28 protein-coding genes and 1 tRNA gene are annotated in these 23,066 nt (G+C 35.8%); 9 read left to right on the top strand and 20 right to left on the bottom strand.

Annotated features, from left to right (window positions below):
• Positions 1–5: 5 nt before the first annotated feature.
• The 3 genes from B0I22_RS07480 to B0I22_RS07470 all read left to right on the top strand — a co-directional run bounded on the left by B0I22_RS07480 (position 6) and on the right by B0I22_RS07470 (position 1,827).
• Positions 6–1,286, top strand: coding sequence for a peroxiredoxin family protein (locus B0I22_RS07480; protein WP_133944053.1), 1,281 nt, complete (start codon positions 6–8; stop codon positions 1,284–1,286).
• A gap of 46 nt (positions 1,287–1,332) precedes the next feature.
• A tRNA-Met gene (locus B0I22_RS07475) sits at positions 1,333–1,406 on the top strand.
• A 148-nt stretch (positions 1,407–1,554) separates the two neighbouring features.
• A complete protein-coding gene (locus B0I22_RS07470) occupies positions 1,555–1,827 on the top strand; it encodes a hypothetical protein (RefSeq protein ID WP_133944052.1) in 273 nt (90 codons plus the stop codon).
• 10 nt (positions 1,828–1,837) lie between these two features.
• Here B0I22_RS07470 and B0I22_RS07465 read toward each other — a convergent pair whose 3' ends face one another.
• From B0I22_RS07465 to B0I22_RS07370, 20 genes are all read right to left on the bottom strand, one after another.
• Positions 1,838–2,035, bottom strand: coding sequence for a hypothetical protein (locus tag B0I22_RS07465; RefSeq protein WP_133944051.1), 198 nt, complete (start codon positions 2,033–2,035; stop codon positions 1,838–1,840).
• 50 nt (positions 2,036–2,085) lie between these two features.
• Positions 2,086–2,937 (bottom strand): hypothetical protein, encoded by an 852-nt coding sequence (locus tag B0I22_RS07460; protein WP_133944050.1) that lies wholly within the window; start codon positions 2,935–2,937, stop codon positions 2,086–2,088.
• A gap of 2 nt (positions 2,938–2,939) precedes the next feature.
• On the bottom strand, positions 2,940–4,073 hold the full coding sequence (locus B0I22_RS16340) for a head fiber protein (protein WP_246022165.1): 1,134 nt from the start codon (positions 4,071–4,073) through the stop codon (positions 2,940–2,942).
• Complete coding sequence (locus B0I22_RS07450; protein WP_133944049.1) at positions 4,070–4,705, bottom strand: glycoside hydrolase family 19 protein; 636 nt, start codon at positions 4,703–4,705, stop codon at positions 4,070–4,072. Before B0I22_RS07450 ends, B0I22_RS16340 begins: the two co-directional genes overlap by 4 nt.
• A 3-nt stretch (positions 4,706–4,708) precedes the next feature.
• Positions 4,709–5,413 (bottom strand): hypothetical protein, encoded by a 705-nt coding sequence (locus B0I22_RS07445; RefSeq protein WP_133944048.1) that lies wholly within the window; start codon positions 5,411–5,413, stop codon positions 4,709–4,711.
• Positions 5,410–5,706 (bottom strand): hypothetical protein, encoded by a 297-nt coding sequence (locus tag B0I22_RS07440; RefSeq protein WP_133944047.1) that lies wholly within the window; start codon positions 5,704–5,706, stop codon positions 5,410–5,412. Before B0I22_RS07440 ends, B0I22_RS07445 begins: the two co-directional genes overlap by 4 nt.
• Before the next feature lie 11 nt (positions 5,707–5,717).
• Positions 5,718–5,984 (bottom strand): hypothetical protein, encoded by a 267-nt coding sequence (locus B0I22_RS07435; RefSeq protein ID WP_133944046.1) that lies wholly within the window; start codon positions 5,982–5,984, stop codon positions 5,718–5,720.
• Positions 5,985–5,990: 6 nt separating this feature from the next.
• Positions 5,991–6,308 carry a hypothetical protein gene (locus tag B0I22_RS07430; RefSeq protein WP_133944045.1) on the bottom strand — a complete coding sequence of 106 codons (318 nt, stop codon included), beginning with the start codon at positions 6,306–6,308 and terminating at the stop codon, positions 5,991–5,993.
• 11 nt (positions 6,309–6,319) lie between these two features.
• On the bottom strand, positions 6,320–10,846 hold the full coding sequence (locus B0I22_RS07425; RefSeq protein WP_133944044.1) for a coiled-coil domain-containing protein: 4,527 nt from the start codon (positions 10,844–10,846) through the stop codon (positions 6,320–6,322).
• Positions 10,831–11,844: a hypothetical protein gene (locus tag B0I22_RS07420; protein WP_133944043.1), complete on the bottom strand. Its 1,014-nt coding sequence runs from the start codon at positions 11,842–11,844 to the stop codon at positions 10,831–10,833. Before B0I22_RS07420 ends, B0I22_RS07425 begins: the two co-directional genes overlap by 16 nt.
• A complete protein-coding gene (locus tag B0I22_RS07415; protein WP_133944042.1) occupies positions 11,832–12,335 on the bottom strand; it encodes a hypothetical protein in 504 nt (167 codons plus the stop codon). The genes B0I22_RS07420 and B0I22_RS07415 overlap by 13 nt, the downstream gene beginning before the upstream one ends.
• A 5-nt stretch (positions 12,336–12,340) precedes the next feature.
• Complete coding sequence (locus B0I22_RS07410) at positions 12,341–16,375, bottom strand: hypothetical protein (RefSeq protein ID WP_133944041.1); 4,035 nt, start codon at positions 16,373–16,375, stop codon at positions 12,341–12,343.
• Positions 16,376–16,587: 212 nt separating this feature from the next.
• Positions 16,588–17,106, bottom strand: a complete 519-nt coding sequence (locus B0I22_RS07405; protein ID WP_133944040.1) for a hypothetical protein — start codon at positions 17,104–17,106, stop codon at positions 16,588–16,590.
• A 71-nt stretch (positions 17,107–17,177) separates the two neighbouring features.
• On the bottom strand, positions 17,178–17,645 hold the full coding sequence (locus tag B0I22_RS07400) for a hypothetical protein (protein WP_133944039.1): 468 nt from the start codon (positions 17,643–17,645) through the stop codon (positions 17,178–17,180).
• Positions 17,646–17,664: 19 nt separating this feature from the next.
• A complete protein-coding gene (locus B0I22_RS07395; protein WP_133944038.1) occupies positions 17,665–18,114 on the bottom strand; it encodes a hypothetical protein in 450 nt (149 codons plus the stop codon).
• The gene (locus B0I22_RS07390) at positions 18,105–18,479 is read right to left on the bottom strand and encodes a hypothetical protein (RefSeq protein ID WP_133944037.1); all 375 of its coding nucleotides are present in this window, start codon (positions 18,477–18,479) and stop codon (positions 18,105–18,107) included. The genes B0I22_RS07395 and B0I22_RS07390 overlap by 10 nt, the downstream gene beginning before the upstream one ends.
• Complete coding sequence (locus tag B0I22_RS07385) at positions 18,479–18,790, bottom strand: DUF6706 family protein (protein ID WP_133944036.1); 312 nt, start codon at positions 18,788–18,790, stop codon at positions 18,479–18,481. The genes B0I22_RS07390 and B0I22_RS07385 overlap by 1 nt, the downstream gene beginning before the upstream one ends.
• A gap of 3 nt (positions 18,791–18,793) precedes the next feature.
• Positions 18,794–19,867, bottom strand: coding sequence for a major capsid protein (locus tag B0I22_RS07380; protein WP_221411224.1), 1,074 nt, complete (start codon positions 19,865–19,867; stop codon positions 18,794–18,796).
• Between the two features lie 28 nt (positions 19,868–19,895).
• Positions 19,896–20,426, bottom strand: a complete 531-nt coding sequence (locus tag B0I22_RS07375; protein ID WP_133944035.1) for a hypothetical protein — start codon at positions 20,424–20,426, stop codon at positions 19,896–19,898.
• Between the two features lie 18 nt (positions 20,427–20,444).
• Positions 20,445–21,149 (bottom strand): hypothetical protein, encoded by a 705-nt coding sequence (locus B0I22_RS07370; protein WP_133944034.1) that lies wholly within the window; start codon positions 21,147–21,149, stop codon positions 20,445–20,447.
• A 42-nt stretch (positions 21,150–21,191) separates the two neighbouring features.
• Between B0I22_RS07370 and B0I22_RS07365 the strand changes: the two genes are divergently transcribed.
• From B0I22_RS07365 to B0I22_RS16420, 6 genes are read left to right on the top strand one after another with little or no spacing between them, the layout of a single operon-like run.
• A complete protein-coding gene (locus B0I22_RS07365) occupies positions 21,192–21,695 on the top strand; it encodes a YopX family protein (protein WP_221411223.1) in 504 nt (167 codons plus the stop codon).
• 46 nt (positions 21,696–21,741) lie between these two features.
• Positions 21,742–21,927 carry a hypothetical protein gene (locus B0I22_RS07360; RefSeq protein WP_133944033.1) on the top strand — a complete coding sequence of 62 codons (186 nt, stop codon included), beginning with the start codon at positions 21,742–21,744 and terminating at the stop codon, positions 21,925–21,927.
• A gap of 32 nt (positions 21,928–21,959) precedes the next feature.
• Entirely contained in the window at positions 21,960–22,268 is a 309-nt protein-coding gene (locus B0I22_RS07355) for a hypothetical protein (protein ID WP_133944032.1), read from the top strand.
• Between the two features lie 33 nt (positions 22,269–22,301).
• A complete protein-coding gene (locus tag B0I22_RS07350; protein ID WP_133944031.1) occupies positions 22,302–22,706 on the top strand; it encodes a hypothetical protein in 405 nt (134 codons plus the stop codon).
• Positions 22,707–22,730: 24 nt separating this feature from the next.
• Positions 22,731–22,925 (top strand): hypothetical protein, encoded by a 195-nt coding sequence (locus B0I22_RS07345; protein WP_133944030.1) that lies wholly within the window; start codon positions 22,731–22,733, stop codon positions 22,923–22,925.
• A 12-nt stretch (positions 22,926–22,937) separates the two neighbouring features.
• Positions 22,938–23,066, top strand: coding sequence for a hypothetical protein (locus tag B0I22_RS16420; protein ID WP_281276578.1), 129 nt, complete (start codon positions 22,938–22,940; stop codon positions 23,064–23,066).

Raw genomic sequence — 23,066 nt, 5'->3', positions numbered from 1 at the left:
ACCTTATGAAAAAAACATTGCTAGCTTACGGTTTTTTCTTATCCGTAAACGTATTCGGACAGTTTAATGTGAAAGTAGCTGTTCCATCTTATTTATCAGATTCCGATATTTATCTTTATAGTTTCAATGGTTCTAAGGAGATTCTACAATCCAAAGCCAAGTTTTCTAATAATGTGGCTACCTTCAAAGTAGATAAGGCATACAAGGGAATGCTTAGGGCGTTTTTTAAGAAATCGGCTTCCTCTGTCAATATGGTTTCGGAGAACAAAGATATCAGCTTCAAAATTGAACTCGATTCTAAGAACAAAATATCAGACGTCATCTTTGATGATGAAGTTAATAAGCTATTCAGCTATCAGGCAGATATTCAGAAAAAACAGGATTTGATTCTTCCTGCTTTGATTCAAATCAAAGATTATTACACTACGAGCGACAGTTTCTATAAGTCTTTGGATAGTGAGATCAATTTGCTTTCGAAGAATGACACATCAGCTTACGAGACGTATCCTTTCCTTAGTTTTTATAGTAAGAATCAAAAATTTTCCCAGCAAGAAAAAGTAGCAGAAATCAAAAGTCAAGATTTTATAAACTTCTTTTCCAAGTCTGGCGAGTATCTTGAAACTTCTACGATTCTAAAACCAGCGCTTGTGAATTTTCTAAATGTTTCTAAATCCAATGTTGAAGGCAGTGTAGATCAACTTTTGGAAGCAGTCAACGTGGAAACGCCAAGAGGACAGACCATCATGTCGGAATTGATCGAGATTTTCAGTACTTATAATATGGATAAGCTGAAGGATAAATATCTTACCCAAGCGAAAAATCTGAAATGTACCATCAACGATAGATTGGCATCTACAATACAGTCTAATAAGAATACAGAGATAGGAGCAAAGTTTCCTAATTCGGTTTTTGTAAATCCAATTCATACGAAGTCAAAATCTTTATATGACGTGAAGGCAGCTAAGAAAATTGTGGTTTTCTGGTCATCTACTTGTTCGCATTGTGAAGCAGAAATGCCAAAGTTACTGGAGAAATATGACAAACTGAAAGCTCAGAATATAGAGATTGTAGGATTGTCTTTGGACTCAAATCTAGACGAGTTTAAGAGCAAAGCCAATCTCTATCCTTGGATTAATGATTCGGAAGGAAAGGGCTGGTACAGCTCATACGGAGAAACTTATAACATTGTTGCTACGCCTACTTATTTTGTCTTAGATGCTAATAATGTGATCCTTAGCAAGCCAAATCATGTGGGCGATGTATTAGAGTATTTAAAAGTTAATTAAAAATTTGTGGAAATGCAAAATATCCTTATATTTGCACCACAAAAATGGCGAGGTAGCTCAGTTGGTTAGAGCGCAGGATTCATAACCCTGAGGTCACGGGTTCAATTCCCGTCTTCGCTACTAAAACACCCTATTAATAGGGTGTTTTTTAGTTGTACACCCATTATTACACCCAATAACCTATTTTTACACGATAAAAAATAAGTTTTTTTTTGATCTGCATTTCCTACATTATCTACATACTTACAATAAAATTCAAATTTGAAAAATGAAATTGCGAGCAAGAATTCAGGAGTCCGTGGAAGTTGATGGAAAAACCATCGTGGTTCAATTTGTCAAAGATCCAAAGAAGCAAGATTTTGAGGTAAAATGTGAATTTAATGCTTACTTAGAAGGAATACGTAAGTGGGAAATCTGGGATTTAAAAATTCGTTGGGAGAGCGAAATTTTTACTGATCCCAAAACACAGAAGAAATCTTATTTCACTCATTTGGTTTGTAGCGAAGCTAAACCACAGATGGAATTTGGTAGTGGAAAATAAAAAAGCGAGACTATATCTCGCTTTCATCTATCTCCAAAGGCTCAAATTCTATGACCTCAATATCGGAAATGCTCATATACTGAGCTTCAACAAGTGAGACTATCCAATTACCCTGATTGTCTTGTACAGGTGAGAATTTTGCTCCTGACTGGTATTCTTGACCGACTAACTCGCTGGCTTTTTCAGCCGTTATTTTTGCTACTAACATAATATTTTTGATGATTTTGGTTTAAATTCTACGATCATCATTTGTGTTTTTTATGCTATCTGTGGAAGTCCGAGATTTGCCATATCGGCGTTTTCTGCCGTTCTGATTTGTTGTGAAACTTCGAAAGGGATGGATTTTCCCATAAAATATGATGATATTTTCGATTGGGAATAAAAATTATTGGCACGTAAAATCATTTGTTTTTGATTTATTAAAATAGAACTATTGCTTCTAAATTCAGCAAATAAACTCTTGTTTATTGCAACAACAAGTGAAGACGTAATTCTATTAAAAACTTTTAATCCAATACCTATGAAATCTGTATTTCCAGATGTATTTGATGTTCCCGAATTAATCCTATTACTATTTGCTTGAGTAAAACCTCCCATCTGATTAGATGGGCTTCCTAAAACTCCATCTATTAATGCGGAAACATAACTCCCACCATCTGATTGAGCAACAATCGCACCTCTGCTCGCATCATTCAACTGATATTTCTGCCCACTTACCAAAAGCGATGGATTAAAATTTGTGTCAACATAGGCGTTAACGCCATTTCCTTTAAATCCCGAAATATCCAAAGTATAACCGCCGTAAAAGTCAGCCAACGCACCTTCGGGATTTGCTAAATTTATTCTTTTGAAATTCGTGTCGCCTGTACCACGAAAACGAAAGAATACATCACAATATTCTGTCCATATTGCAACCATCGAGCGAACGTAAGTATCGAAATGCGCAATATTAGTCGGTGGTGTTGCTCCTATTGCCGTTGCTCGTGCTAATATCCTAACCGTGTGAGAATGCAAAGTTTCCCCTAAAATTTGTTTACCGTTCAAATATCCTTTGTCGTATTGCTTTCCATTGAGCCAAAAGCTTTGATATTGTTTGCCGTTCAAAAACATAATTAAACTTTTTCAATGAAATAAAATACGGTCGCATCCTTAGTAGCAATTGCGTCGTAAGCGTTTTGCGTTCCCGACCAGATTTTCAAACCTCCTAAAGTTGTTGCCGTTGCTTGTGGTAATGTATAGTTGTTTGCATTTGCCGAAATTCCATCCAACTTAGTTTTCAAAGTGTTTGTGAAATCATTGGCAGAAAGTCCTTTCCCAGATTCTTTATCAACTTTATTCGTTACAGCATTCCAAAGCAATGTATCATTGTAATTGAAAAGATTTTCAAGTTTGATTTTCAGCGCATCAGTAAAGGCGTTTGTGTCGGGATTGCTTTCATATTTTGATTTTACGCTCGATGGCGTTTCCGCAGTTCCTTCTGATGAATTTTGAACCCAGATATTATCATCGTCATCCCAAATGTATGATTTGTCGTTTTCGCCCTCTATTCCTACATAAGCATAAGCGCCACTCTCTCCAATGATGAGATTTAACGCGGAAACACTCGGGAATTTACCCTTGAAAAGATTACTTTTAATTCCTGCAAGTTTGTCTTTTTCGGCTTGTGAAAAATTAGTTTCCGACAACCCAAAGCCGTCAATCTTATCTACTTTCTCCGCAAGTTCCCCGAGAATTTGAGAATCGTCATAATTCTCAAGTCCTGCCAATTTCGCTTTCTCATCATCGGTGTAAGCGTTGGTGTTGGAGTTTCTTTCGTAAGCTGTTTTGATTTGCAAATCGGTCATAAAACCACCATCACCGCCAATAATCACAGTTTCGGAATAAGCGAAATTAAAAACTTCATCACCATCTTTAATCGTAAAATTTACAACGTCAGAAGATTCACAACTGCACTCGCTTGCTTTTTTTGTAACATTATATTCTCCGCTAAGAATGAGTTTTGGCTTACCATTATGAATTCGAATTATCTCGTAATAATATTCTGATGTTGGCAATTCGAATTCAGAAAAATAAATGGAGCCATCAGGCGCGAAAATTCCATCTTTACCCATCATAAGAACCCTTCCAAACTCCTGATAAATATTCAGCGTGAAAGTATCTACTGAAATATCAGAATTGAATTTTAATATTGGAGAGCGATAACCGTCTTGGATTAATCTTGTTATGTTTTTTTTATTACAACTCATTTGAATATCTTTCTGAATTTATTAGTTTGTGCTACCCTATCTGCAAGTCCTTTGGGAGCACCTTTCGCTCCAACCGATCCAAGATTAATAATTTTTGAAACTGCCAATAGATTATCTTGCTCAGCATATTTCTGAATTCCTCTCACGCTCCAATACCACAAAGCACCGATGATGCTGTCTGCTTCGTTCAATAGTGCATCTGGATTTGCTACATAATCAACATTGAATCCTTTCGATTTTGCCCATTTTGTAAGAGCTTCATAATTTGCTCGTCCAGTTATTTGGAAAATTCCACGACCACGATATTTCCAACCATCCCCAAATTGCGTATTTCCGAGATTGGTTTTACCCCAAGCGCCACCATATATGATATTGGCAATTGCTTCTTGATTGGCTTTTTGAGTTGCGGTTCTACCGTATTTTCTTGCATCGGCAATAGATATTCTATGCCTGCCAAATCCCTCTATCAAAGCATCTGCTTTGTAATTGAGATTTTCAACTTTTGGAAGCAAATTAGATTCGTGCGAAGCCTGCCCGAAAAAATGAGCTAAACCTAAAGATGAAACCAATCCAACTTTGATGAAAGTAGATTTGTATTTACTTGTCAAAGGATGTTTTTGTAACGATTCCATTTATTAAAAATTTAATAGGTTGTAACTTGCTCCGACACCAACCGCAGGAACTATTTTCCCACTTTCAGGAATCAAATAATATCCAGCCTGAATTCCTATCCCAAATCGCTTTGGTGGAATACTGATATTTTTCTTAAAATGTTCCACCCCGTTTATTTTCAGATTTTTATCAGGACTTGTAATTGAAACTTCCTGTACTTCTTTTGAAAGAAGATGTTTCTTTTTAAGTTCGGAAATAATATCAATTTGAGCGTTGTATTTATAGTCTAAAGTTGAATTACCCGCTGTATCTGTTTTGCTAACCGCCGAGAAATATTTGTCCTTATAAAAAACTGACCTATTTTTTTCCTTGTCTATTTCCGATTTCTGACTTTTAACAGTTCCTTCCAGAGATGCTTTGATTTGTTGCAACTCATTGATTTTATTGGTCGCAATCTTCAAAGCTGGCGCAAGGGTATCATAGACATAAGTATTGTATTTCTTGGTTACATTATTTTGCACAAGTTCGCCCATATTAGGGGTGTACTTTACATAGATTGTGCTGTCTTTTGTGATGTGCTTTTCCAACGTTATGGTATCGTTTTTCGGATTTTCATAATCCTTCATCAATCGTTCATCTTCGGAGAGCGTGAACCATCCGAAAACTGTATTTAGTATTAAGACGGTCGCTAATAGTAGCAAAACCGCAATGATTACATTTTTTCTCATTTTTTTGAATTTAGAATTTGTTTAGCTTCTGGAAGTGTATTATCTCGCAAAGTGCTGTCAGCATACTTGATAATCTCGTCCTTATTTTCATTTTCTTTTTTCAGTTCTTGGATTTTATAATCTTTTTCCCAAATCCTGTCCGTCATCATATTAACACGGTCAACGGCTTCATTTCGCTGTGATCTCATATCAAAATAGGCAATGGAGGAAACGGTTGCAATCGTACCCGATAAACCGTATAGAACCCACGAAAAAAAGTTTTTTGGCGTGGTCAAGTCTTGTTTCTCTGCCATTATTTTTGATGCTATTTTTTGTTAATATTGTCAAGTTTTTCACGAAGCGAAATTTCAATACTGTCAGATTTTACCATCAAATCTGTCCGCATTTCAGATTGTTCGTTTCTAATAATATCAAGCTTTCCCTGCGTAGTTTGCCTGATATTCTCTCTTTGATTTGTACTGTTCCAAATCCCGAAAATCAACAATCCTGTAATAATCAGAAGAGAAGCGAGAATCCCCGTCATTATTTCAGAGAAGTATCGGTGATAGATTTTGTTTAGTTTGGTTTTCATTGGTTATTAGATTTCTGGTTCGTTTGGCTTCAAGTCCTCAATAATAAATTGGCACGTTTCAAGTAAATCTTGATAAATATCCAGATCACCAGCAACGAAATTGTTATTGTTTACATCAAATTTTCCTGATTCCGGATAATAAGCACCAGTCATCATTTGATTCCCAGTAAATCCCTCCAATCCAACTATGCCACGTTTTAAATTAAAATTGATAGCTGTTGGTAACTTTCCTTCTTGATAATTCCAAGCGAATTCTGCCGTATTTCCGCTTATTTCCTTTTGTGCTTGCACTGTAATTGAAGTGCTCATAATTTGTAGATTCATTTTATTATATTTTATTGTATTATAAACCAAGACCAATTTTCTGTATAAGTAGCGCCTTCCATAAGCGTTGGTAATCCGTTTTCGATGTAGTATATTTCAACTGTAAATTCAACCGTTGCGCTCTGAGGAATATCCCTTCGATAAGTAACTCCATACCAACCATCAGTAATTTTTGCACCTAGTTTGTTTTGGGTTGAAAAATATTTGAAATTGTATTGATCATTATTAGCGCTTTCGAAATTGTAACCAGCAAAATAGAGATATGCACTTAAGTTTGGAGCATTTATAGTTTGTTTATAAATGCCATTACTCTCTGTCAAAACTCGACTTCTACTTTTGGAGTCAGCAAACATCTGCGCTATTGTCAGCGATTGATTTGGAAATCTGTAAAAATCCTGTTGCTCATAGCTCTCTGGTAAATAACCGTTGAAAACTATTCCACGATCACCGATTGATGCAACCATTAAACCGTCTGAGTTATAGATGTTGAATACCTCTTTTTCATTTACTACACCAAACTCAAATGCTTTAATTCCGCTATTTCTAGTGATAGTAATAAGTCCATCTTTAATTTTTACACCAGCGTTTGAGTTTGGTTTTTTGCTTTCGATTTCTATTCCAGATAAATATGTATGTCCTTTTTGGGTCGTTCTAAACGGAGCGTTATATCTATTAGCGTAATTAGTTCCAAACCATAAAGAAACCGAATCAATACCATTGTCTATTACTCCTGTAATTCCTCCATTTGCTCCATTAGCAGAGCCTACAAGCATTGTTCCCGTGGCTACTACATTACCATCAATGGTAGTTTGCATAAAATTAGTCATCTGCGATGCTGTATTTGCTGTATTAATTGCATTTTGTGCTTGAGCCAAAGCATTTGCAGAATTTGTGTTTGCATTTGAAATAGCTACATCAACATCCTCTGGTGCCGGCGTCCAATCTGTTGCTTTGTTTCCTTTTTCTATTTTTATCCATTCAAACTGATAAAATGTAGAATCATTTGGAATACGGTAAAGATTTATCTTTCGTTTGTTCGCGATTGATTGATTGAAAGTGAATTTTCTTTGAAAAGTCACAGAATCAATTTGCAACATCTCGGTGATAAGAATATTTCCACTAGAATCCCACAGTCCAAATGAAGCTGATGGATTTGAAGGAATAACTTTGTTTTTCACTGTAACTATATATTCCTGTCCAATAATAAAATCTTCTGATAAATCGAAAGTCTTCACCAAGTAAGCATTTGAATCGATAAATTCCTTTGAGAAGCGCACAATATTTTTACCTCCCACCCGAATATTTTCAATTTGCTTATTAGCGATAGCTGTTGTAATCGCAATGTTTTGATCGTAGTATCCTTTGAATGTTGCTCGGAAAATAGCTCCATCAATTGCTGATGTCGTTGTAAGATTACTTAATAATGGTGTGATATAGCTATTTAGTCCATTATAGGCGTTTTGATAATTTGTGACAGAAATAGAAAGACTTGATGCAAGTGCATTGTTTTGCAAGTATTCAGATTTGATTCTATTCCATTCATTTAATGTTGTCTGTTTTTCCGAAGCCGTTAATTTGCTATCACTCGCAATATCTGTCAATTGGCTCAAGGCTGAATCTGCTGTTTGTTGAGCTTCGTTTACCATATCCCCAATCTCAGACAGATCATCATTTACCATATCTGTTACCGCTTTCAAAAGATTTACTTTCGCGGTGTAATATGTAGAGTAAGTTGATCTTAATACAGTTCCTACTATATCGGATGTAATACTCAGATTGACAAGTAGTGGATTCGTGTAAACCACAAGGTTATTATAAGCATTTACATAATTAGTCACACTCACTCCGTAAGTTGTAGCTTGTGCCTGTAACTGTGGTTTTTCTGCAAGGATTATATCGTACTCCTTCTTTAACGCTTGTTTTTCCTGTGCAGTAAGTTTGTTATCATTAGAAATATCCGACAATAAAGCATTAGCTGTGTTTGCTGAATTTTCTGCATTCGTTATTGCTTCCTGAACATCTTCAGGCGCCGGCGTCCAATCAGTTGATTTTGTACCTTTTTCAAGTTTTATCCTCTCAATCTGATAAAATGTAGAATCATTTGGCAAGTGATAAATTTTGATCTTTTTCTTATTCGCTATTCCAGTTGGAAAAGTGAAAGTTTGTTGATATTTATTAGTCGAGATTTTAGTGATGTTGCCCACTAAAATACTACCAGTCGAATCCCATAATCCAAAATAAGATGCTGGATTTTGATTTTCAGATCGGGTTTCAATTGTTATCGTATATTTTTGAGCCGTGACAAAATCCTCGCCCAAATCATATTCTTTCACTAAATAAGCACTTGAATCAATGAATTGATTTGATTTTTTAACAAGATTTCGCCCACCAATAATGATAGAATTATTGATCTGATCGTAAGCTGGTGAATCTGGAAGAAATTCAATTTTGCCTTTAATTTGTCCTGTATCAAGATCAAACCACGTCAAACCATCAACTGATTGAATTCTTCCAGTTGTAATTGTACGTCCGTGAATAAATGTAGATCCATACATCAATTCAGTAAGGCGAATTCCATTTTGTGGAGCAAATAAAACAGCTACTAAAAAATTGTAGAAATTAGCTTCAGAATCAAATTTTCGCTGTTCTGTTGTAATTAAAAACGTTCCAGTATTGTTTCCTCTCGGTACTCTCGCATAAATATAATGCGGTGCATTTGACAATAAAGTCTGTTCTATTCCCAATAAAAACCACTCGCGAATACCAGTTTCATCAATTGAAAAATGAACTAATTTTCCATTAGAAATATTAACTAAATTCGGATTATTGTTTTTGTTAGCCGTGAAAATTACACTTTCAAGTGTTAACTGTTGAGACTTAGCACCCACAGTCAACATATTTGTCTCGATGGAATTTGGTTTGATATTAATTGGATCAAAATAACCATCAGTATCGAAAACTAATCCCTGCAATTCTTTCATTCTGCGATAGCCAGAAAGCATTGCTTCTTTATTTCTCACAATTACAGTTTCAACTTGTGAAGAAACTGTCTGAATATCTTGAAGAATCTGTGTTACGGTAGATATTTCGTAAGAATCAGAAATATCTACCGAATATTTGTACCCATCAAAATTCAACAAATCACGAGTTAAGGAAATTATTCGGCTCGTTTTATTAATGCCAAGTGCAGTATCTTTAATATTAACAAAATCCCCAATGCCAAGATGCTTAACATCAACACCACCGTCAATGGAAGCAAAAAACAAAGGATCAATATCAAGCGAATATTTAACATTATTCTGTGAAAGTTTTTCATAATCTTCAAGTGCTTTTTCCTTTAGTTTATTTTCAGCATTAGCGATATAAATATCAGGCATTATAATATCAATCAATGTAAATTCGTCACCAGGCGCAAAAGTGAAAATAGTTGCGGTGTCAGGGAATTTTTGATCTCTTTCGTCTGCAAATTGCTTTATTTCAAAAGTTTTTGTTGCGTGTGTATATTTATGAAGTTCGAAAGAATACCCCGCAAGATTGCCCTTGTTTATGTGTATTTTTGCAGGAGTTCCGGCAATTAGATATTTAGTAGAAACTCCATCTGTTTTCTTTTCATTCAGATCGAAATCCATATTATCACAAACAAAAGGCATTGTACCTTTATTTGCATCAAAAGCACCAACGGAAGAAATAATTCCTTTGAATGTTGGCTTTATATCATCGTAATTTTTAATTTCCTCAACAAGTCCATACAAATCTACCTTAGCATTATCTTGAATGTAAGAGCCAAATGATTCTGGAAGCTTTAATCTCGGGGAAAAGTTTCTGTAATCGGTTGGTATGTTTGAATTTGATCCATACGGATATAATCTTGTTATTACTTGTCCTTCTGATACTTTTTCACGGGAAAGACCATATAAGCCATTACCCATCCCGTACTCAAAGGAATATGGCAATGTTGTACCAATCTTTTTAATGTTAAGAGTGTTCGTTTTTTCGACTATATCCTGAATGATCTCAAATTCTTGCTCAAATTCCTCACAAACTGTTTGAAGCGCAGACAAACAATTGGCATTGTCAAAAGTGATCGTTTTTGTATCTGTATCTTGAGGAACTTCGCCAAGAATCCAGTCGTATTCTATTTCATCACGCTCTGCATTGTTAAGCAAGGTCACAAGAAAAACATCTATTTCACCTGTTAATGGGAAATCCCCAGTTGTGTAGAAACCTTCTGAATCGTAATTGAAATATTTTTTTCGCAAAAGATCATACTGTACGCCTTCAAAATTTAGATTGTAGATATAATGTGTCTCATTAAGTTTCTGCATTTTAGGATCTTGATTAAGCGTGAACTTTCTTCCCGCTTGAATAATGTAATCTCCTAAATAGAAAAGCATTGGATTGACAGTTTCAATCGTGATTTCTATTCTATCTGCAGATAATATCTCTTGAATATGATTTGCGTTTGTCACCGTCACAAACGGAATCAAACTCAATAAATCAATTTTTTGACTTCCTCTATTGATTACAATTTCTCCCATAATACTTCTGCGTTTGTGGTTAAATTTGTAATCTCATCAATCTCACCAGCTATGACAATAAAATGCTGATCTTCAGGCGCAGGAGTCCATCCGGTAGATTTATTCCCCTTCTCTATTTTAAGTGATAGGAATTGGTAGAAAGAATTGTCGTTTGGTTCTCTAAAGAGAATAATTTTGTTTGTTGACCTTGGCGCTGTAAATGTTATCTCAAATCTTGTTGATGATATTTTATTCAGATACGTAATTCTTCCAGAGCTATCACCAATCTCAAAATATGCATTAGGGTTTTGCGATACAGTATTAGTATTAACTGTTACCGTATATTCCTTCCCCACAACTAAGTTTTCACTCAAATCAAAATCACGAACCCAATAACTATTCTGATCCAATAAATCCTTACTATTTTTTGCCAAATTACGTCCGCCATTGTCATAAGGACTTAAAATTCTATTTGGAATATTCTGATTAATGACAACAGAATTTTTATAAATCCCAATATTTCCATCAATATTTACTTCTACCCATTTAGGTGTGTTGAAGGACAGTTGTAGATTTGCTTTATCAATGTAAAGAATCTTTTTTATTGGTTTTTGCTCCACGAGTTTCACAGTAAAAATCGCATAGCATTCACCATTTTTGAATGTCTTCTTAACGTCGATTGTTTCCTCATTTGTCACATCATAAACGAGTGTTTCAACGTCAAATGGTTTGATAAGCAATCTTTGTCTTCCAGGTTTATTCAAATCGCCAAAAACTGTCCAGAAATTGTCCATCATCTTTTTCCAATCGCTTCCTTTTACAAATCCTACAAGTGTGAATTTTCGAGGTTCAAATCTTTTCTTCTGGGTAATATCCGAAGCTGTTCCCGAATATTCCGCCCAATCGTAGGTATTCTGTTTTTTAGGCTTCAAACCATCAAACAGCCCATCGCTGGAACTGATGAAAATATCGTAGTCCTTGAAATATTTACCGTTTAAAGAATAAATTACTTCTGCCATTTTGATGGTGTTATTTTTATATTTCCGCTGGTTTTTATTTTTGTGTTTTTTCCGTAATCATAAACAGATACTACTGCATTGTCTTGACAATCAATTTCTATTTCGGCGTTATCCAAAATATTGATCTGAATTTTAGATTCATCTTTTACAATTATTTTAACTTTGGAATTGTGCCTAATGATAACTTGAGCAACTGAATATCCCGAGTAGTTGATATTAACTTCTGAATCTCCGAAAACCGCCAGATAGCGAATATTATTATAAGTTTCTTTGACATCAGTTACCATCCCAACTGAAAGCAGACCGACTTTATGTTTTCTCAACAGCTCTAATCTTGGAAAATCATTCTCCATAGACCAATCCGAACCTTTGAAATACATTGTTGCCAATTGAGCATAATTTGAGAAAGTCATCATATTTTGATAAAATTCTTCACATATTTCAATCTTTGCCTTGCGCAATTCCAGCGTTATCTCTTTGCCTATTCTCATAATTTTTATACTAATCCTGATGATCTTAAATCAAGTGTTTTTTGGCTATTCAAAACCATATAAATTCCTTTCAAATACCTTGTGTTGATCTCAATCTGAGTAAGTTGTAATAATTGATTTCTAAGTACATTCTGAGATTCACGATTAACATTCAAAGCTTCTCCCTGCATAATTCTGATAGCGTTCATCTGTCCTGCTAAAATTGAAGCCGTTTCCTCTGTGATTCCTTTGATTGCACCAGATAAACTACTTGCATTAGTGGAAGCCGAACCAAAAAGGTCTTCATATTGTTGAAGCGCTGCCATATATTGCTCCATTGCACCTTGACCCATTGCTTTGATTTCCTCTCGTTCAGCATCTGTAAGTCCATCGAAACTTCCGCCGGTAGATTGATTTTGTAAAAGCTGTTTCAATCTTTCCAGCTCTTTCTTCAACAGCATTTCTTTAGCTCGTAATGAACCATTCGCATATGATGGCCCATTTTGCAAATCTTTTTGAACTTGTGCTAATTCTTTTTCTAAATCTGTGATCTGAGATTGCGTTTGCGATGATTGCGAGTTTCCATATCCCATAGAAGAGTAGAGTTTATCAATCATTTCTTCAATAGCAGGTTGTAGAATTTTAATCCTTAAAGCATTCATCACAGCATTTCGCATAACGTCATCAACCGTTTTTTCAAAAGCCGCTGCTGCATCTTCTCCTTTCCCGAATGCTTCAACCAATGAAGACGCAATATCCTCAGAAAGTGATCTCAAATCAGTTGTTATTACAGAATCTTTGAAATCATTTACTAAATCTTCAATCTTATTGTTAACGTCTTGAATTTGACCATTTAAGTCGTTTATTTTCCCTGCGTCAGCTTTCTTTTTGTCAGCTTCTGCACTTTTCATCTGCTTCAAAAGCCTTTGCTGTTCTCGGAGATTATCAATCAATTTTCGCTGTGCTTCAATTGTTCCTTCCTGCGCAGAACCTTCTATCGCTCGGGTAAGTTCATCATATTTGTTTTTTAGATTTTCAACTTCATTTGCCCAAGCTTTGATAGCTTTTTCCTTTTTCTTATCACCAGAAAACAAACTGAATAAGCTGATAATCATTTTAACAGCCATCATTACTATTTGAAGGATAGCTAATATGACTGATCCCATTTCAGCTTTTTTAATTCCTTCAGAAGTTGCTTTGACTACAACACCAATTTGCTCCACCATTACAATCGCACCAGTAGCAACTGTGGAAATTGTAGAGAGTACTTCCGAGCCAGTTTCTCCAAGAATATCTTGAAAAGGTTCTAAAGCTTTTGTGGCAAGTTTTATTTTTCCTGCAACATTACTTACTCGTTGTGCTGTATTTTCCCAAGAAGAAGATTCCTCACCAGTTTTCCCCAATTCACCCGAAAATTCCTCAAGATTTTTTCTCGCCAAACTCAACATTCCTGTAAATGGGTTAAGGTTGAGCAATTGCTGTCTTGCAGATCTCAGATTTTGCTTTACTTTCTCAAAATCCATTGGTGTCATTTTAGCCGCCAATTCCGGAGCTTTTTCATCAAGGATTCGAAGTAGGTTTTCTATCTGTGTAGCTGTAAGGACATCAAGATTCTCATTAAGCGTTTGCCAAACATCTGAGTTTTGCAATTCTTCTAATGCAGCAGCAGAAGTAGCATTGTTTTGTTCTTTTGTAATCTTATTAGTAAGGTCTGCTTTTCGTTCAGGTGTTAGATTCTCATCATTAAGAATTTGGATTCTTTGCTCCGACGCTTGCTTTGCGATTTCATTTCGCTTGTCTTCAAAAGACTGATGTTGTAGTAATAAATCTTGATACTGACGTTTCTGGTCATCAATTTCATTTCTTTTAAGCTCTTCCAATGAAGCATATTTTCCATTGGATTTGTCATCTTCATTCAATCCTGCCAGTTGATCTTGTAAGAATTTAAGGCGTTCAGTTGCAGTTGTCATTTTTGAAAGAGAAAACTGAATATCAGAGTTGAATTTTTCCAAAGCTGATTGCCTCCCCAACATAGCATCGATCGCCTGAGTTGCCTGAACATATACTTCTTTTTCTTCTGATGTAAGAGTTCCTTTCGCAGATTTTTCAGAAAGTTCCTGATGCAATTTTACAAGTTGGTCAAATTGAGACTTTCCTTCTTTCAACAAATCACCATAAATATTGTCAGCAACATTTTTCCCGAGAGATTCAACAGTAGAGTAGTATTCTGACCAGAGCTTATTACTTTCATCAAGTTGTTCTTGGATAGAAAGAATCTGGATTTTCTTCTCAGCTTCTGCCAACTCTTTTGCGATGGCAATTCTTTTATTTTTTAACTCGGCAATTTGTTTATCTCCGGTAGCTTTAGAAAGTGCATTGTCAATTTCTGCAATTCGTTTTTGTATTTCTCCAACAGAACCTGGTGGAAAAAATTCATCAACTTTTTCTTTTTTTGTTTTCTTTGCTTTTTTTGGATTGATTAGATCTTGATAATTCTCGATTTGTTTTTTATAGGAATTCCATTCTTTAGACCCAACAATTGCTTTACTCTTCAATTCTTCCAAACGAGCAATTTCAGATTTATACCATTCCTCCGAACCTTTTGCGGGTGGAGATCCTGCTATTTTTATTTTAGCCTTTTCTAATTCTTGCGCTGCTTTTTCTGTGGTTTTTACGTGATCTTTAATCTTTTGATTGGCTGTTGTGAGATAGGAGTTATTTGTGTCTTTGGAAACACCTCCAATACCAAGATAATCACGTCCGAAATTATCTACCGCCCTGTTTATTCCTCCGAAAGTCTGACCCTTATATTTTTCTTCATTAGAATCAACTTGATCTTTATTTTCAAGATATTTCTTATAGTTTTCCTGAGCGATTTGCATCTCTGCGGCTGCTCTAGCACGAAGCATCAAAGCATTTAGGAAAGATTCTGTATTTTTAATTAAGACATTCTCAGCATCAGCAACATTCTCAACTTCAGTTCCTAATTTTTTAAATTCATCTTTATTGTCTTTAATGAACTGTTCTTTCTTTTTCAGATCATTCCCCAATGCATTCCATTGGTATTGTAATTTTTTATAACTGGAAACAGATTCTGCTGCACCTTCTGCGGTTGCTTTTGCTAATGCTGATTCATTTTCACGAGCATCTTTTGTTCTTTTTGAGAATAAGACCAATGCGCCAACTACCGTAATCAATGCTGTCGCTAACAAAACATAAGGATTTGCTTTTGCGACAGCATTAAAAACCCTTTGGGCGACAGTTGATGCGATTGTATTTGTGGTGGCTAATTTTTCTGCTCTCGCTCTCGCCATAGCCTGTAAAGCCATAACAGATTGGATAACACCGGATTCTTTTTGCAGAGAATTTTGAATTTGTTGAATACCGATTGCGATCGACATTGTAGATTGCAATTTGACCATAATCTGGTCAAGTCTTTCGTTTTCCCCTGCGCTCATTGCAGAAAGTCCCTGAAATGTAGCCATTGCTCCGGAAGCAAGACCTAAAGTCTGAACTAAAGCATTCAAACCGGTATTTCCTCCCAAAGCTTTCATTGTGCCATTTACTTCATCAATAGCCTTTTGATAGTCCTCAGCTTTTTTGGAAAGTTCATCGTATTGAATCGAATCTCTTTTTCCGGCAACTGCCAATTCCTGCATCTCACTTTTGACTGCAGTTAGTTTTTGGCGAAGAGATTCGTGTGTTTCTTGGTTGGATTTGACAAAGGTCTCAAGTTCAATCAAAGCTTTTTTCTCAACTTCGATTTCTTTCGCGATTCCGGCTGCATCACCCATAAGATTGAGTTTAGCTTGACCAGGTGCGATTTTGTCAATTGTTTTTTGAAGTTCTTTATATTGATTTTCAAGATCTAGAATTACCTCTTTCTGGATCTTAATATTTTCTTTTGTAGCACCAAAGGCATCATCAATACTTTCCCCTGTTTTTGTTGCGGTATCAGAAAGCTTTGAAAGAGATACATTTCCTTCCTGCGCAGCTTTCTTTAGGCCAGAAACATCAAGTTCAGCAGTATATTTTAGTGATCCTCCGTTAATTTCAGCCATTGGTTAGAATAGTTTTGAAAGTTTTTCATTGACTTGCTCAGCTGTCATCTCTTCGAAATTGAATTCATCATTAGAATTGTTTTCATCCTCGTCGTAGCTTGGCATATCAGTAAGTGTTTTTTGAAGCCTATTGAAAGAAATCTCATTTTCAAGATATTCTATCGTCCATCCGAAAGTCTGGCAAATCTGCCCTCTTCTTCCATAAATAGAATTTAGTCCTGTAACTCCTTTTTCTCTACCAGATCCGTCTCGGCTAGTACGTTGGCGGCGGTCACAAGTCGGGTAGAGTTTATAAAATCCATTAGATTGCTCGTAATGTCAATCATTTGGACGATATTGTACAGATCAGAAGGTTTTAAATACTTGAAGAAAAGATTTTTAAATTCTGTGATTTCTGATTCTTCTCCGTAGGGGCCAGCGACAGCAATTGCAATTATTTTTGCCATCAATTTGTAATGTTTCCGGCTGAATCTCTTTTGGTCCGCAAAAGTTTTTAGATCATTAAATTCAGATTCAATCAGATTGATCGATTCCAGCGAAATGCGATCTAAAACAGAAAGCGTAGGCTCTTTGATTTGAAATGCTCTTGGAATAATTTGATATTCTTTTTTCTTGAAAAATGAAAGCAATCCTTTTGGTTTGATTTCTATTTTTTCAGCAATTTCAAAATGAAAACCTTTCCCTAAAATCCTTGTTATTTCTCTTCTTTTTTCCTCTAAATTATTTTTCATCTGATGCTTTTACTTTGAAAAAAAGTCCGTCCGAAGTTGGACGGACTTTTATAATTATAATTTAGTTTTGTCTATGCTTTCTCTGTTGCGATAAAAGGCTTTTCAGTTGGATCTTCCGGAGTTAGTGGAGTGATGATGAATTTCACAAGTAAAATTCCCTTATCAGAAACCTCGAAATCAATTGTAACATCAGAATCTCCTTTCGGAATTCTAAAATCCATACCTTTTTTGGTTTCGATTTCCCATTCGCCAGGTTCGACAGTTTCTGAACCATCGAATGACCAAGATTTATCAGTTGCGTTATATGTTCCTCCCAAATGATCCGCAAGAAACTTAGCATCAGGATTCATAATGGAGAATTCAGCTTTTGGAATCTTTTTATCCTTTGTTTGGATCGCTGGAGATGATTTACCTTCTTCAAAATGTTCTGTAACTTCCGCAGCATCCTGCGTGATTTTACAAGTATCTTTATAGGTCATTCCAACCTTGGTTCCATTGTATTTAATTTGGCTTAAACCAAATGTGAAAAGAGTTGCCATGGTTATTGGTTTTTATTTTTTATTGGTTTTGTGGTATAAAAAATTGAAGTCTGATGTTCTGGTAATATTCCTTGTTTGTGGAATCTTGATTTTCAATAGTTTTTTGACCAACTATATTGAAAGAGCAATCTTTAAAATCACCTGAAATCAATTCATTTTCAATCAAGTTTCTCACAGTATCAGCAATTTCGCTGAGCTTAACGCTATCTGGAACATATTCGTCTGCGCCTTCAATTTTCTGCTTTAATGCTTTTGTATAAATATTGATGTTGAAAAGTCCTACTTGTGGATTATCCTGTGTTAAAGAAATTGTACTGATACAAACATCTTCTTTCTTTGAGTTTGTAGGCCGGAATCCTTCTTTGTAGATCTTTCCGGAAATCATAGCTTTCAGTTCCGTTGATTTATTGCAGATCTTCCAAAGCATCGTTTCTACATCCTGAGAGAAAAGTCTGTTTTTTACACCCATAATCTTATATTCAGTTTGCTTTTTTCAAAGCCTTTTACAATTCCACTTAATCGGATTTTACCTTCCTGTCTTAGTGTTTTAAGTTGTGATTCGTCATTGATCTGTGATGAACAAAGTTTTTCAGTACTTACTAAAACTCTCTGTCCTTCTGGAATTATGCCTGCAGTCGAATCCAAATAGATAACTCCCGTAAAGACATAATTGGACCCATCTGCCAATGCTATTGATCTTCCGGAACCGTTTACTTCATCTTCACATTTTGAGTGAAGAATCCATTCCGGAGGTGCGCTCGAAAAATCTCCCTCAAGACTTTGTACCGCTTCCTCCGTGGATTCCTGCTTATATAAATAGTATCGCCTTACCATCACATCATAAAACTATAATCAGAGACTTCATCATCACTTACATTCAAAAGATCGTCTTGATTTAATTCTTTGGCCAATAGAGAGTACCACATTTTAATTGCTTCAATATTCCAAGTGATAGATCTTCCTCCTTCCTTTTCATCGGCAATCGGAATGAACATCGGGATCTCTTTGAACATTGCTAATTTCGCAACCGCAACATCAACATCAGAACCAGCGTTTAATCCTTGATTAATTAGAATCAAATCAATTTCTGTTTCACTTACATTGAAGCGAGATAATGTTGCGGTGAAATACTCTTTATTGGTCATTGGTTAGACACTCAAGATTAATGATCTGTTTGCTCCGTTCCACGCTGGGAAAGCATTTGCAATTCCTTGCGTTACTTCCTCAACTGGCTCTTCGTTTGAGAACTTCTTGATCATAATAGGACCATTCATCACTTTGATTGCAGAAGATGCTTGCAACTTCATATCTACCGGAGTTTTCCAGAATGTGTTACCCATTACAGGAGATTCTACCAAAGTCGCAACATCGTCGATAAATGGATTGGAAACAGTTCTTTTCCCATCAATCTCAATTGCAATATCCTGATCGATTACAGAAATCTGCAAGCCATTCAACCACGCTTCACGTCTCAACATATTGTTGATATCTTCCAAAGAAGGCGTCTGAGAAATACCCAAAGCGTTATTGGCGAACGAAGCTGATTTCTTGATGACTTCTTCTGTAGAAGCGAACTTTGCAAAAGTGTTTTTGTTCATCAAAACAACTTTGGGGTTAAAGCCTTTAGATTTTGCAAATTTCACACGATCTTCCAAATCCTTGACCGGCGTGGCATCCGCTTGGCTTCCCCAAAGAGTTCCAACTGTATTTCTGTTTGCAGCAGGAATTTGATAATCAACATCAAATTCAGTAACCACATTTTGATTATCCGATTGCGTTAATTTCAATTTACCAGTCGAAAGTTGACGAAGTGCCATCCATTCAATTCTGGAAGCGACAGCATCCCAACAAAACTGCATATCCTCACCCCAGAATCTTACGATAGATACAAGGTTTGGATTTCCACCTGCTAAAGCAAGTGCGGTCTCGTATTCAGTAAGATCGTTCTCGTCCATTTCTCTCGAAACAGCGATTTTAGGAATGATCCCACCAACTTTTCCGATGGCTTCTCGCTTCTTTCTTCCGATGGTTGAACCTCTGGAAACAATATCCCCAGCTACTTTAAGTCCGGCAACTGCTTCCAAGGTTTTGAAGTCAAGCGTTAAATTTTCTTTCAGCGGAAAAAGAGTAGGGAAGTAGTACGGCTTGAAATCATAAGATCTGATCACCGCGTCCATTCCTTTCTCGGACACTCCTGCTAATAATGTTTTATTAATTGACATTGGTTATTAGTTTTTTAATGGTTAATAATTAAACATACTGCACTAATGCGGGTTTGTTTGCTGGCTCCGGAGACATATTCTTGTTCACCACCGCAATTACCCAACCACTTGCAAATACATTTCTACCAGCCTGAACCGTGTGAGATTCCCCAGTGATTGCAACTGACTGTGCAACATTTCCTTGTGATAACAAACCTCCAATAGCTTTCGCCCCAAGCGTAGCACTCACTGTTACTACATCTTTTGTTGGATCGGTTGTGTTGATTGCAGAAATATCTACGTTTGTAGAAGCATCTTTGTAAAGCTTTTGCCCTACCAATAAAGTATGACCTTTCGCAACTGAATAGTTTACTGCATTCGCCGCTGCAACTTCAACAACCTTAGCCGTTCCCAGAACAGCGTAAAGACCATTGGCATCAGGATAAAGCGGTGTCGCTTCTGCGATAACAGTTCCGTTCGCTAATCCTGTGGTTTTAATAGTCACACCATTCGGAATGTCTGCAACCTTGTGCAGAATCGACGTTGCCGGAGTTTCTTCTTGTTTTCTTTCGATATACATCGTTATTAGTTTTAATGGTTAAAGTTCTTTACCTCCAAGAGTATTGGTAGCACCTCCCGCTTGCGTTTCTTTAAGATATTGCTCGACGGCAGTTGGAACGGATCCAGCTTCGCTGCCAGCAACAATTGGCTTTCCGAATGCAGAAAGTGATTGATTGCTCACTTCTTGGGTGTAGTTCGTCAAATCAGCGTCTAATTCCGTCAAATATCCAGTAAACGCTTCGTCATTTTCGAAATTCATCCTGCCGTAATCTCTGAGAACACGATCTTTGAAAGCTTGCGGAGCGTTAGCCAGCTTGCTGTTTAACTGCTCACTTCTTGTAGCTGTGATGTTTCCTGTTTCGATTGCGTTAAGTTTGTCCGCAAATGGCTTGATCGCCGCCTGAATAATTGATGCTATGTCAGCTGGAACATCCGCAGGTTTTGGCTCTACTGGTGGATCTCCTGGCTTCGGTTCAGCAGGTACGTCGGTAATGTTGTATTTCTTTTTGAAATTGCTTTCAGCAGTCTTTACGCCATTTCCGACTTCTGCATCCACGTCTTTTCGCCAATCATTTACGAATTCAGTAACCTGTTCTGGTGAATAACCATCAACGAGTGCCTGAGCTTCTTCTTCGGATGTAGCATTTAGCTTGATGAATTTAGCAAGTTGCGCCAGTCCGTCTTTTCGTACGCCTGCAAACTTAGTTGTCAGTAATACAATGATTTGTTCAAGTGTAAGCATTAATAAAAATTAGATTTGATTTTAATAATACAAATATATTAAATGTCAGTAACTGATATTTATTTAATTAAAAAAGTTATTGCAAAAATAACAGTTACTGATATTTTTATTTTACATTTGCAATGTGCATTGAAATTAAAATCAAATAACAGAATTATGAACAGAGAAATAAAATTTAGAGGCAAGACAACAATCGGTGAAAAGTGGGTTTTTGGCCACATAATTTTTTGGGGTAGTAATTATCAGATTTGGGAAACAGAGCAAGATGGAGAAACTCACAACTATCAAGTAATACCTGAAACCGTAAGCCAATTCACTGGATTAAAAGACAAGAATGGCAAAGAGATTTATGAAGGAGATATTTTAGATTCATCTGAAAAAGTACCATTAATTTTTGAAGTCTATTATGAAGATGGTGGTTTCAGGTATGGCACCAAAGACCGAAGCGTAGATATTGGTTTTTCTGGTGATACTTGGCTTAAAGAAATTCTTACTCGATTCCACGTGATTGGAAATATCCACGACAACCCCGAATTACTCTCTTAACCATTAAACAAACTATTATGAAACTAATATCAGATTTAGATAAACATTGGAAATATATGATTTGATTGAAGATGAATTTGGTCGAATCCCTGAAGAAGATGATGAAGATTACAATGACGAAGATTACGGTGATTTAAATAAATGTTATCCGATGATAGTTTCAAACGACGGTGTACTGTGGGGATCACAAGGTTTTTTAACCTATTCAGCTATAAAACAACTAGGTCTTTGACAAATTAGAATTAACAATAAACAATAGATATTATGCACGCAGATTTAAAAGGCTCATTAAGAGCGATTAAAAATAGTTGGAAGTCATTTGAAAATAATGGTAAACCAATGGACAAAAAAGAAGTAGAATATATTCTAAAATATGGTATCGAAAAAGGATATAAAACGACTGCTGATTTTAAAGATAATGAAGTTGATTTAGTTTTATCAAAGTATTGGTGGGATAATCTTGCTCCATCATTTCAATATTATCATCTGCGCAAAAATGAAGTTGAAGTTACTGATGAAAAATCAATAGTTGAAATGTACAACAAAAAAGATTTAAAACTAAGAGCGGATTAACCCCCGCTTTTGGCGGTAATAGAATACAAGATTATGGAAATAGATTTAAATAAATTATCAACGAAAGAAGTATTTGAGCTTATCAATGCTTTAAATAAGAGATTTATAGCCGTTTCGGGATGGGGGTTTATAAAAGATTCAATAATTACAGACTTTGATGAATCTTCATATTTTATCGAATCCGGATATTCAGTCGACCACGATTTGATTGAAGAATTTTTCAAGGAATTTGATTATGAAGTGGAGGATGGATTTTATGAATTTAAGTTTCTATTATCTTATAGTCCTGCACAAGTTGGATGCTACCCGCCGCCAAATATTGAATGTCACGCATATTACGATTATGTTGATTCAATCATCGAATTAAAAGCAACAGTTGAAGAATATAAAACAGTAATTGAAATTGATAATAACCATTTAAAAGAATTGCCTTTTTAACCCTAACCATTAAAACCTAATATTATGCACGCAGACTTACAAGGAGCCTTAAGAGCTATCAATACAAGTTGGAAGACTTTTGAGCATAACGGAAAATCCCTTTCAAAACATCAGGTTAAAATGGTTTTGATAGCTGGCATTGACAAAGGCTATAAAACGACTGCAAACTTCAAAGAAAATGAAGTTGACGAACTTTTAAAACAATTAGAAACTAAATAACACTTAATAATTATGACAGATATGCGAAGTTATTGGAGCGTGAAAAGACTTTCTCCTAATTCAGTTAATGGTTCAAAATCCACGCAAAGACGTAAAAAAGTCAAATTAGCAAGAAAAGAAAATCTTAAAAACCGAAAATAA

Source organism: Epilithonimonas xixisoli, assembly GCF_004365655.1.
In the GTDB taxonomy this organism is placed as follows: Bacteria; Bacteroidota; Bacteroidia; order Flavobacteriales; family Weeksellaceae; genus Epilithonimonas; species Epilithonimonas xixisoli.
Note: the sequence above shows the minus strand (reverse complement) of the source record. Positions and strands in the feature narration are given on the sequence as shown.

What these genes read in the sequence shown, in the direction of transcription:
- B0I22_RS07440 (WP_133944047.1), bottom strand. Translation starts at nt 5,706, where the DNA reads ATGGCAGAGAAACAAGACTTGACCACGCCAAAAAACTTTTTTTCGTGG.
- B0I22_RS07425 (WP_133944044.1), bottom strand. Translation starts at nt 10,846, where the DNA reads ATGGGAGAAATTGTAATCAATAGAGGAAGTCAAAAAATTGATTTATTG.
- B0I22_RS07375 (WP_133944035.1), bottom strand. Translation starts at nt 20,426, where the DNA reads ATGTATATCGAAAGAAAACAAGAAGAAACTCCGGCAACGTCGATTCTG.
- B0I22_RS07410 (WP_133944041.1), bottom strand. Translation starts at nt 16,375, where the DNA reads ATGGCTGAAATTAACGGAGGATCACTAAAATATACTGCTGAACTTGAT.
- B0I22_RS07380 (WP_221411224.1), bottom strand. Translation starts at nt 19,867, where the DNA reads ATGTCAATTAATAAAACATTATTAGCAGGAGTGTCCGAGAAAGGAATG.
- B0I22_RS07390 (WP_133944037.1), bottom strand. Translation starts at nt 18,479, where the DNA reads ATGGTAAGGCGATACTATTTATATAAGCAGGAATCCACGGAGGAAGCG.
- B0I22_RS07345 (WP_133944030.1), top strand. Translation starts at nt 22,731, where the DNA reads ATGCACGCAGACTTACAAGGAGCCTTAAGAGCTATCAATACAAGTTGG.
- B0I22_RS16420 (WP_281276578.1), top strand. Translation starts at nt 22,938, where the DNA reads ATGACAGATATGCGAAGTTATTGGAGCGTGAAAAGACTTTCTCCTAAT.
- B0I22_RS16340 (WP_246022165.1), bottom strand. Translation starts at nt 4,073, where the DNA reads ATGAGTTGTAATAAAAAAAACATAACAAGATTAATCCAAGACGGTTAT.
- B0I22_RS07435 (WP_133944046.1), bottom strand. Translation starts at nt 5,984, where the DNA reads ATGAAAACCAAACTAAACAAAATCTATCACCGATACTTCTCTGAAATA.
- B0I22_RS07480 (WP_133944053.1), top strand. Translation starts at nt 6, where the DNA reads ATGAAAAAAACATTGCTAGCTTACGGTTTTTTCTTATCCGTAAACGTA.
- B0I22_RS07450 (WP_133944049.1), bottom strand. Translation starts at nt 4,705, where the DNA reads ATGGAATCGTTACAAAAACATCCTTTGACAAGTAAATACAAATCTACT.
- B0I22_RS07460 (WP_133944050.1), bottom strand. Translation starts at nt 2,937, where the DNA reads ATGTTTTTGAACGGCAAACAATATCAAAGCTTTTGGCTCAATGGAAAG.
- B0I22_RS07385 (WP_133944036.1), bottom strand. Translation starts at nt 18,790, where the DNA reads ATGACCAATAAAGAGTATTTCACCGCAACATTATCTCGCTTCAATGTA.
- B0I22_RS07470 (WP_133944052.1), top strand. Translation starts at nt 1,555, where the DNA reads ATGAAATTGCGAGCAAGAATTCAGGAGTCCGTGGAAGTTGATGGAAAA.
- B0I22_RS07370 (WP_133944034.1), bottom strand. Translation starts at nt 21,149, where the DNA reads ATGCTTACACTTGAACAAATCATTGTATTACTGACAACTAAGTTTGCA.
- B0I22_RS07420 (WP_133944043.1), bottom strand. Translation starts at nt 11,844, where the DNA reads ATGGCAGAAGTAATTTATTCTTTAAACGGTAAATATTTCAAGGACTAC.
- B0I22_RS07415 (WP_133944042.1), bottom strand. Translation starts at nt 12,335, where the DNA reads ATGAGAATAGGCAAAGAGATAACGCTGGAATTGCGCAAGGCAAAGATT.
- B0I22_RS07445 (WP_133944048.1), bottom strand. Translation starts at nt 5,413, where the DNA reads ATGAGAAAAAATGTAATCATTGCGGTTTTGCTACTATTAGCGACCGTC.
- B0I22_RS07365 (WP_221411223.1), top strand. Translation starts at nt 21,192, where the DNA reads ATGTCAGTAACTGATATTTATTTAATTAAAAAAGTTATTGCAAAAATA.
- B0I22_RS07395 (WP_133944038.1), bottom strand. Translation starts at nt 18,114, where the DNA reads ATGGGTGTAAAAAACAGACTTTTCTCTCAGGATGTAGAAACGATGCTT.
- B0I22_RS07350 (WP_133944031.1), top strand. Translation starts at nt 22,302, where the DNA reads ATGGAAATAGATTTAAATAAATTATCAACGAAAGAAGTATTTGAGCTT.
- B0I22_RS07355 (WP_133944032.1), top strand. Translation starts at nt 21,960, where the DNA reads ATGCACGCAGATTTAAAAGGCTCATTAAGAGCGATTAAAAATAGTTGG.
- B0I22_RS07430 (WP_133944045.1), bottom strand. Translation starts at nt 6,308, where the DNA reads ATGAATCTACAAATTATGAGCACTTCAATTACAGTGCAAGCACAAAAG.
- B0I22_RS07465 (WP_133944051.1), bottom strand. Translation starts at nt 2,035, where the DNA reads ATGTTAGTAGCAAAAATAACGGCTGAAAAAGCCAGCGAGTTAGTCGGT.
- B0I22_RS07400 (WP_133944039.1), bottom strand. Translation starts at nt 17,645, where the DNA reads ATGGCAACTCTTTTCACATTTGGTTTAAGCCAAATTAAATACAATGGA.
- B0I22_RS07405 (WP_133944040.1), bottom strand. Translation starts at nt 17,106, where the DNA reads ATGAAAAATAATTTAGAGGAAAAAAGAAGAGAAATAACAAGGATTTTA.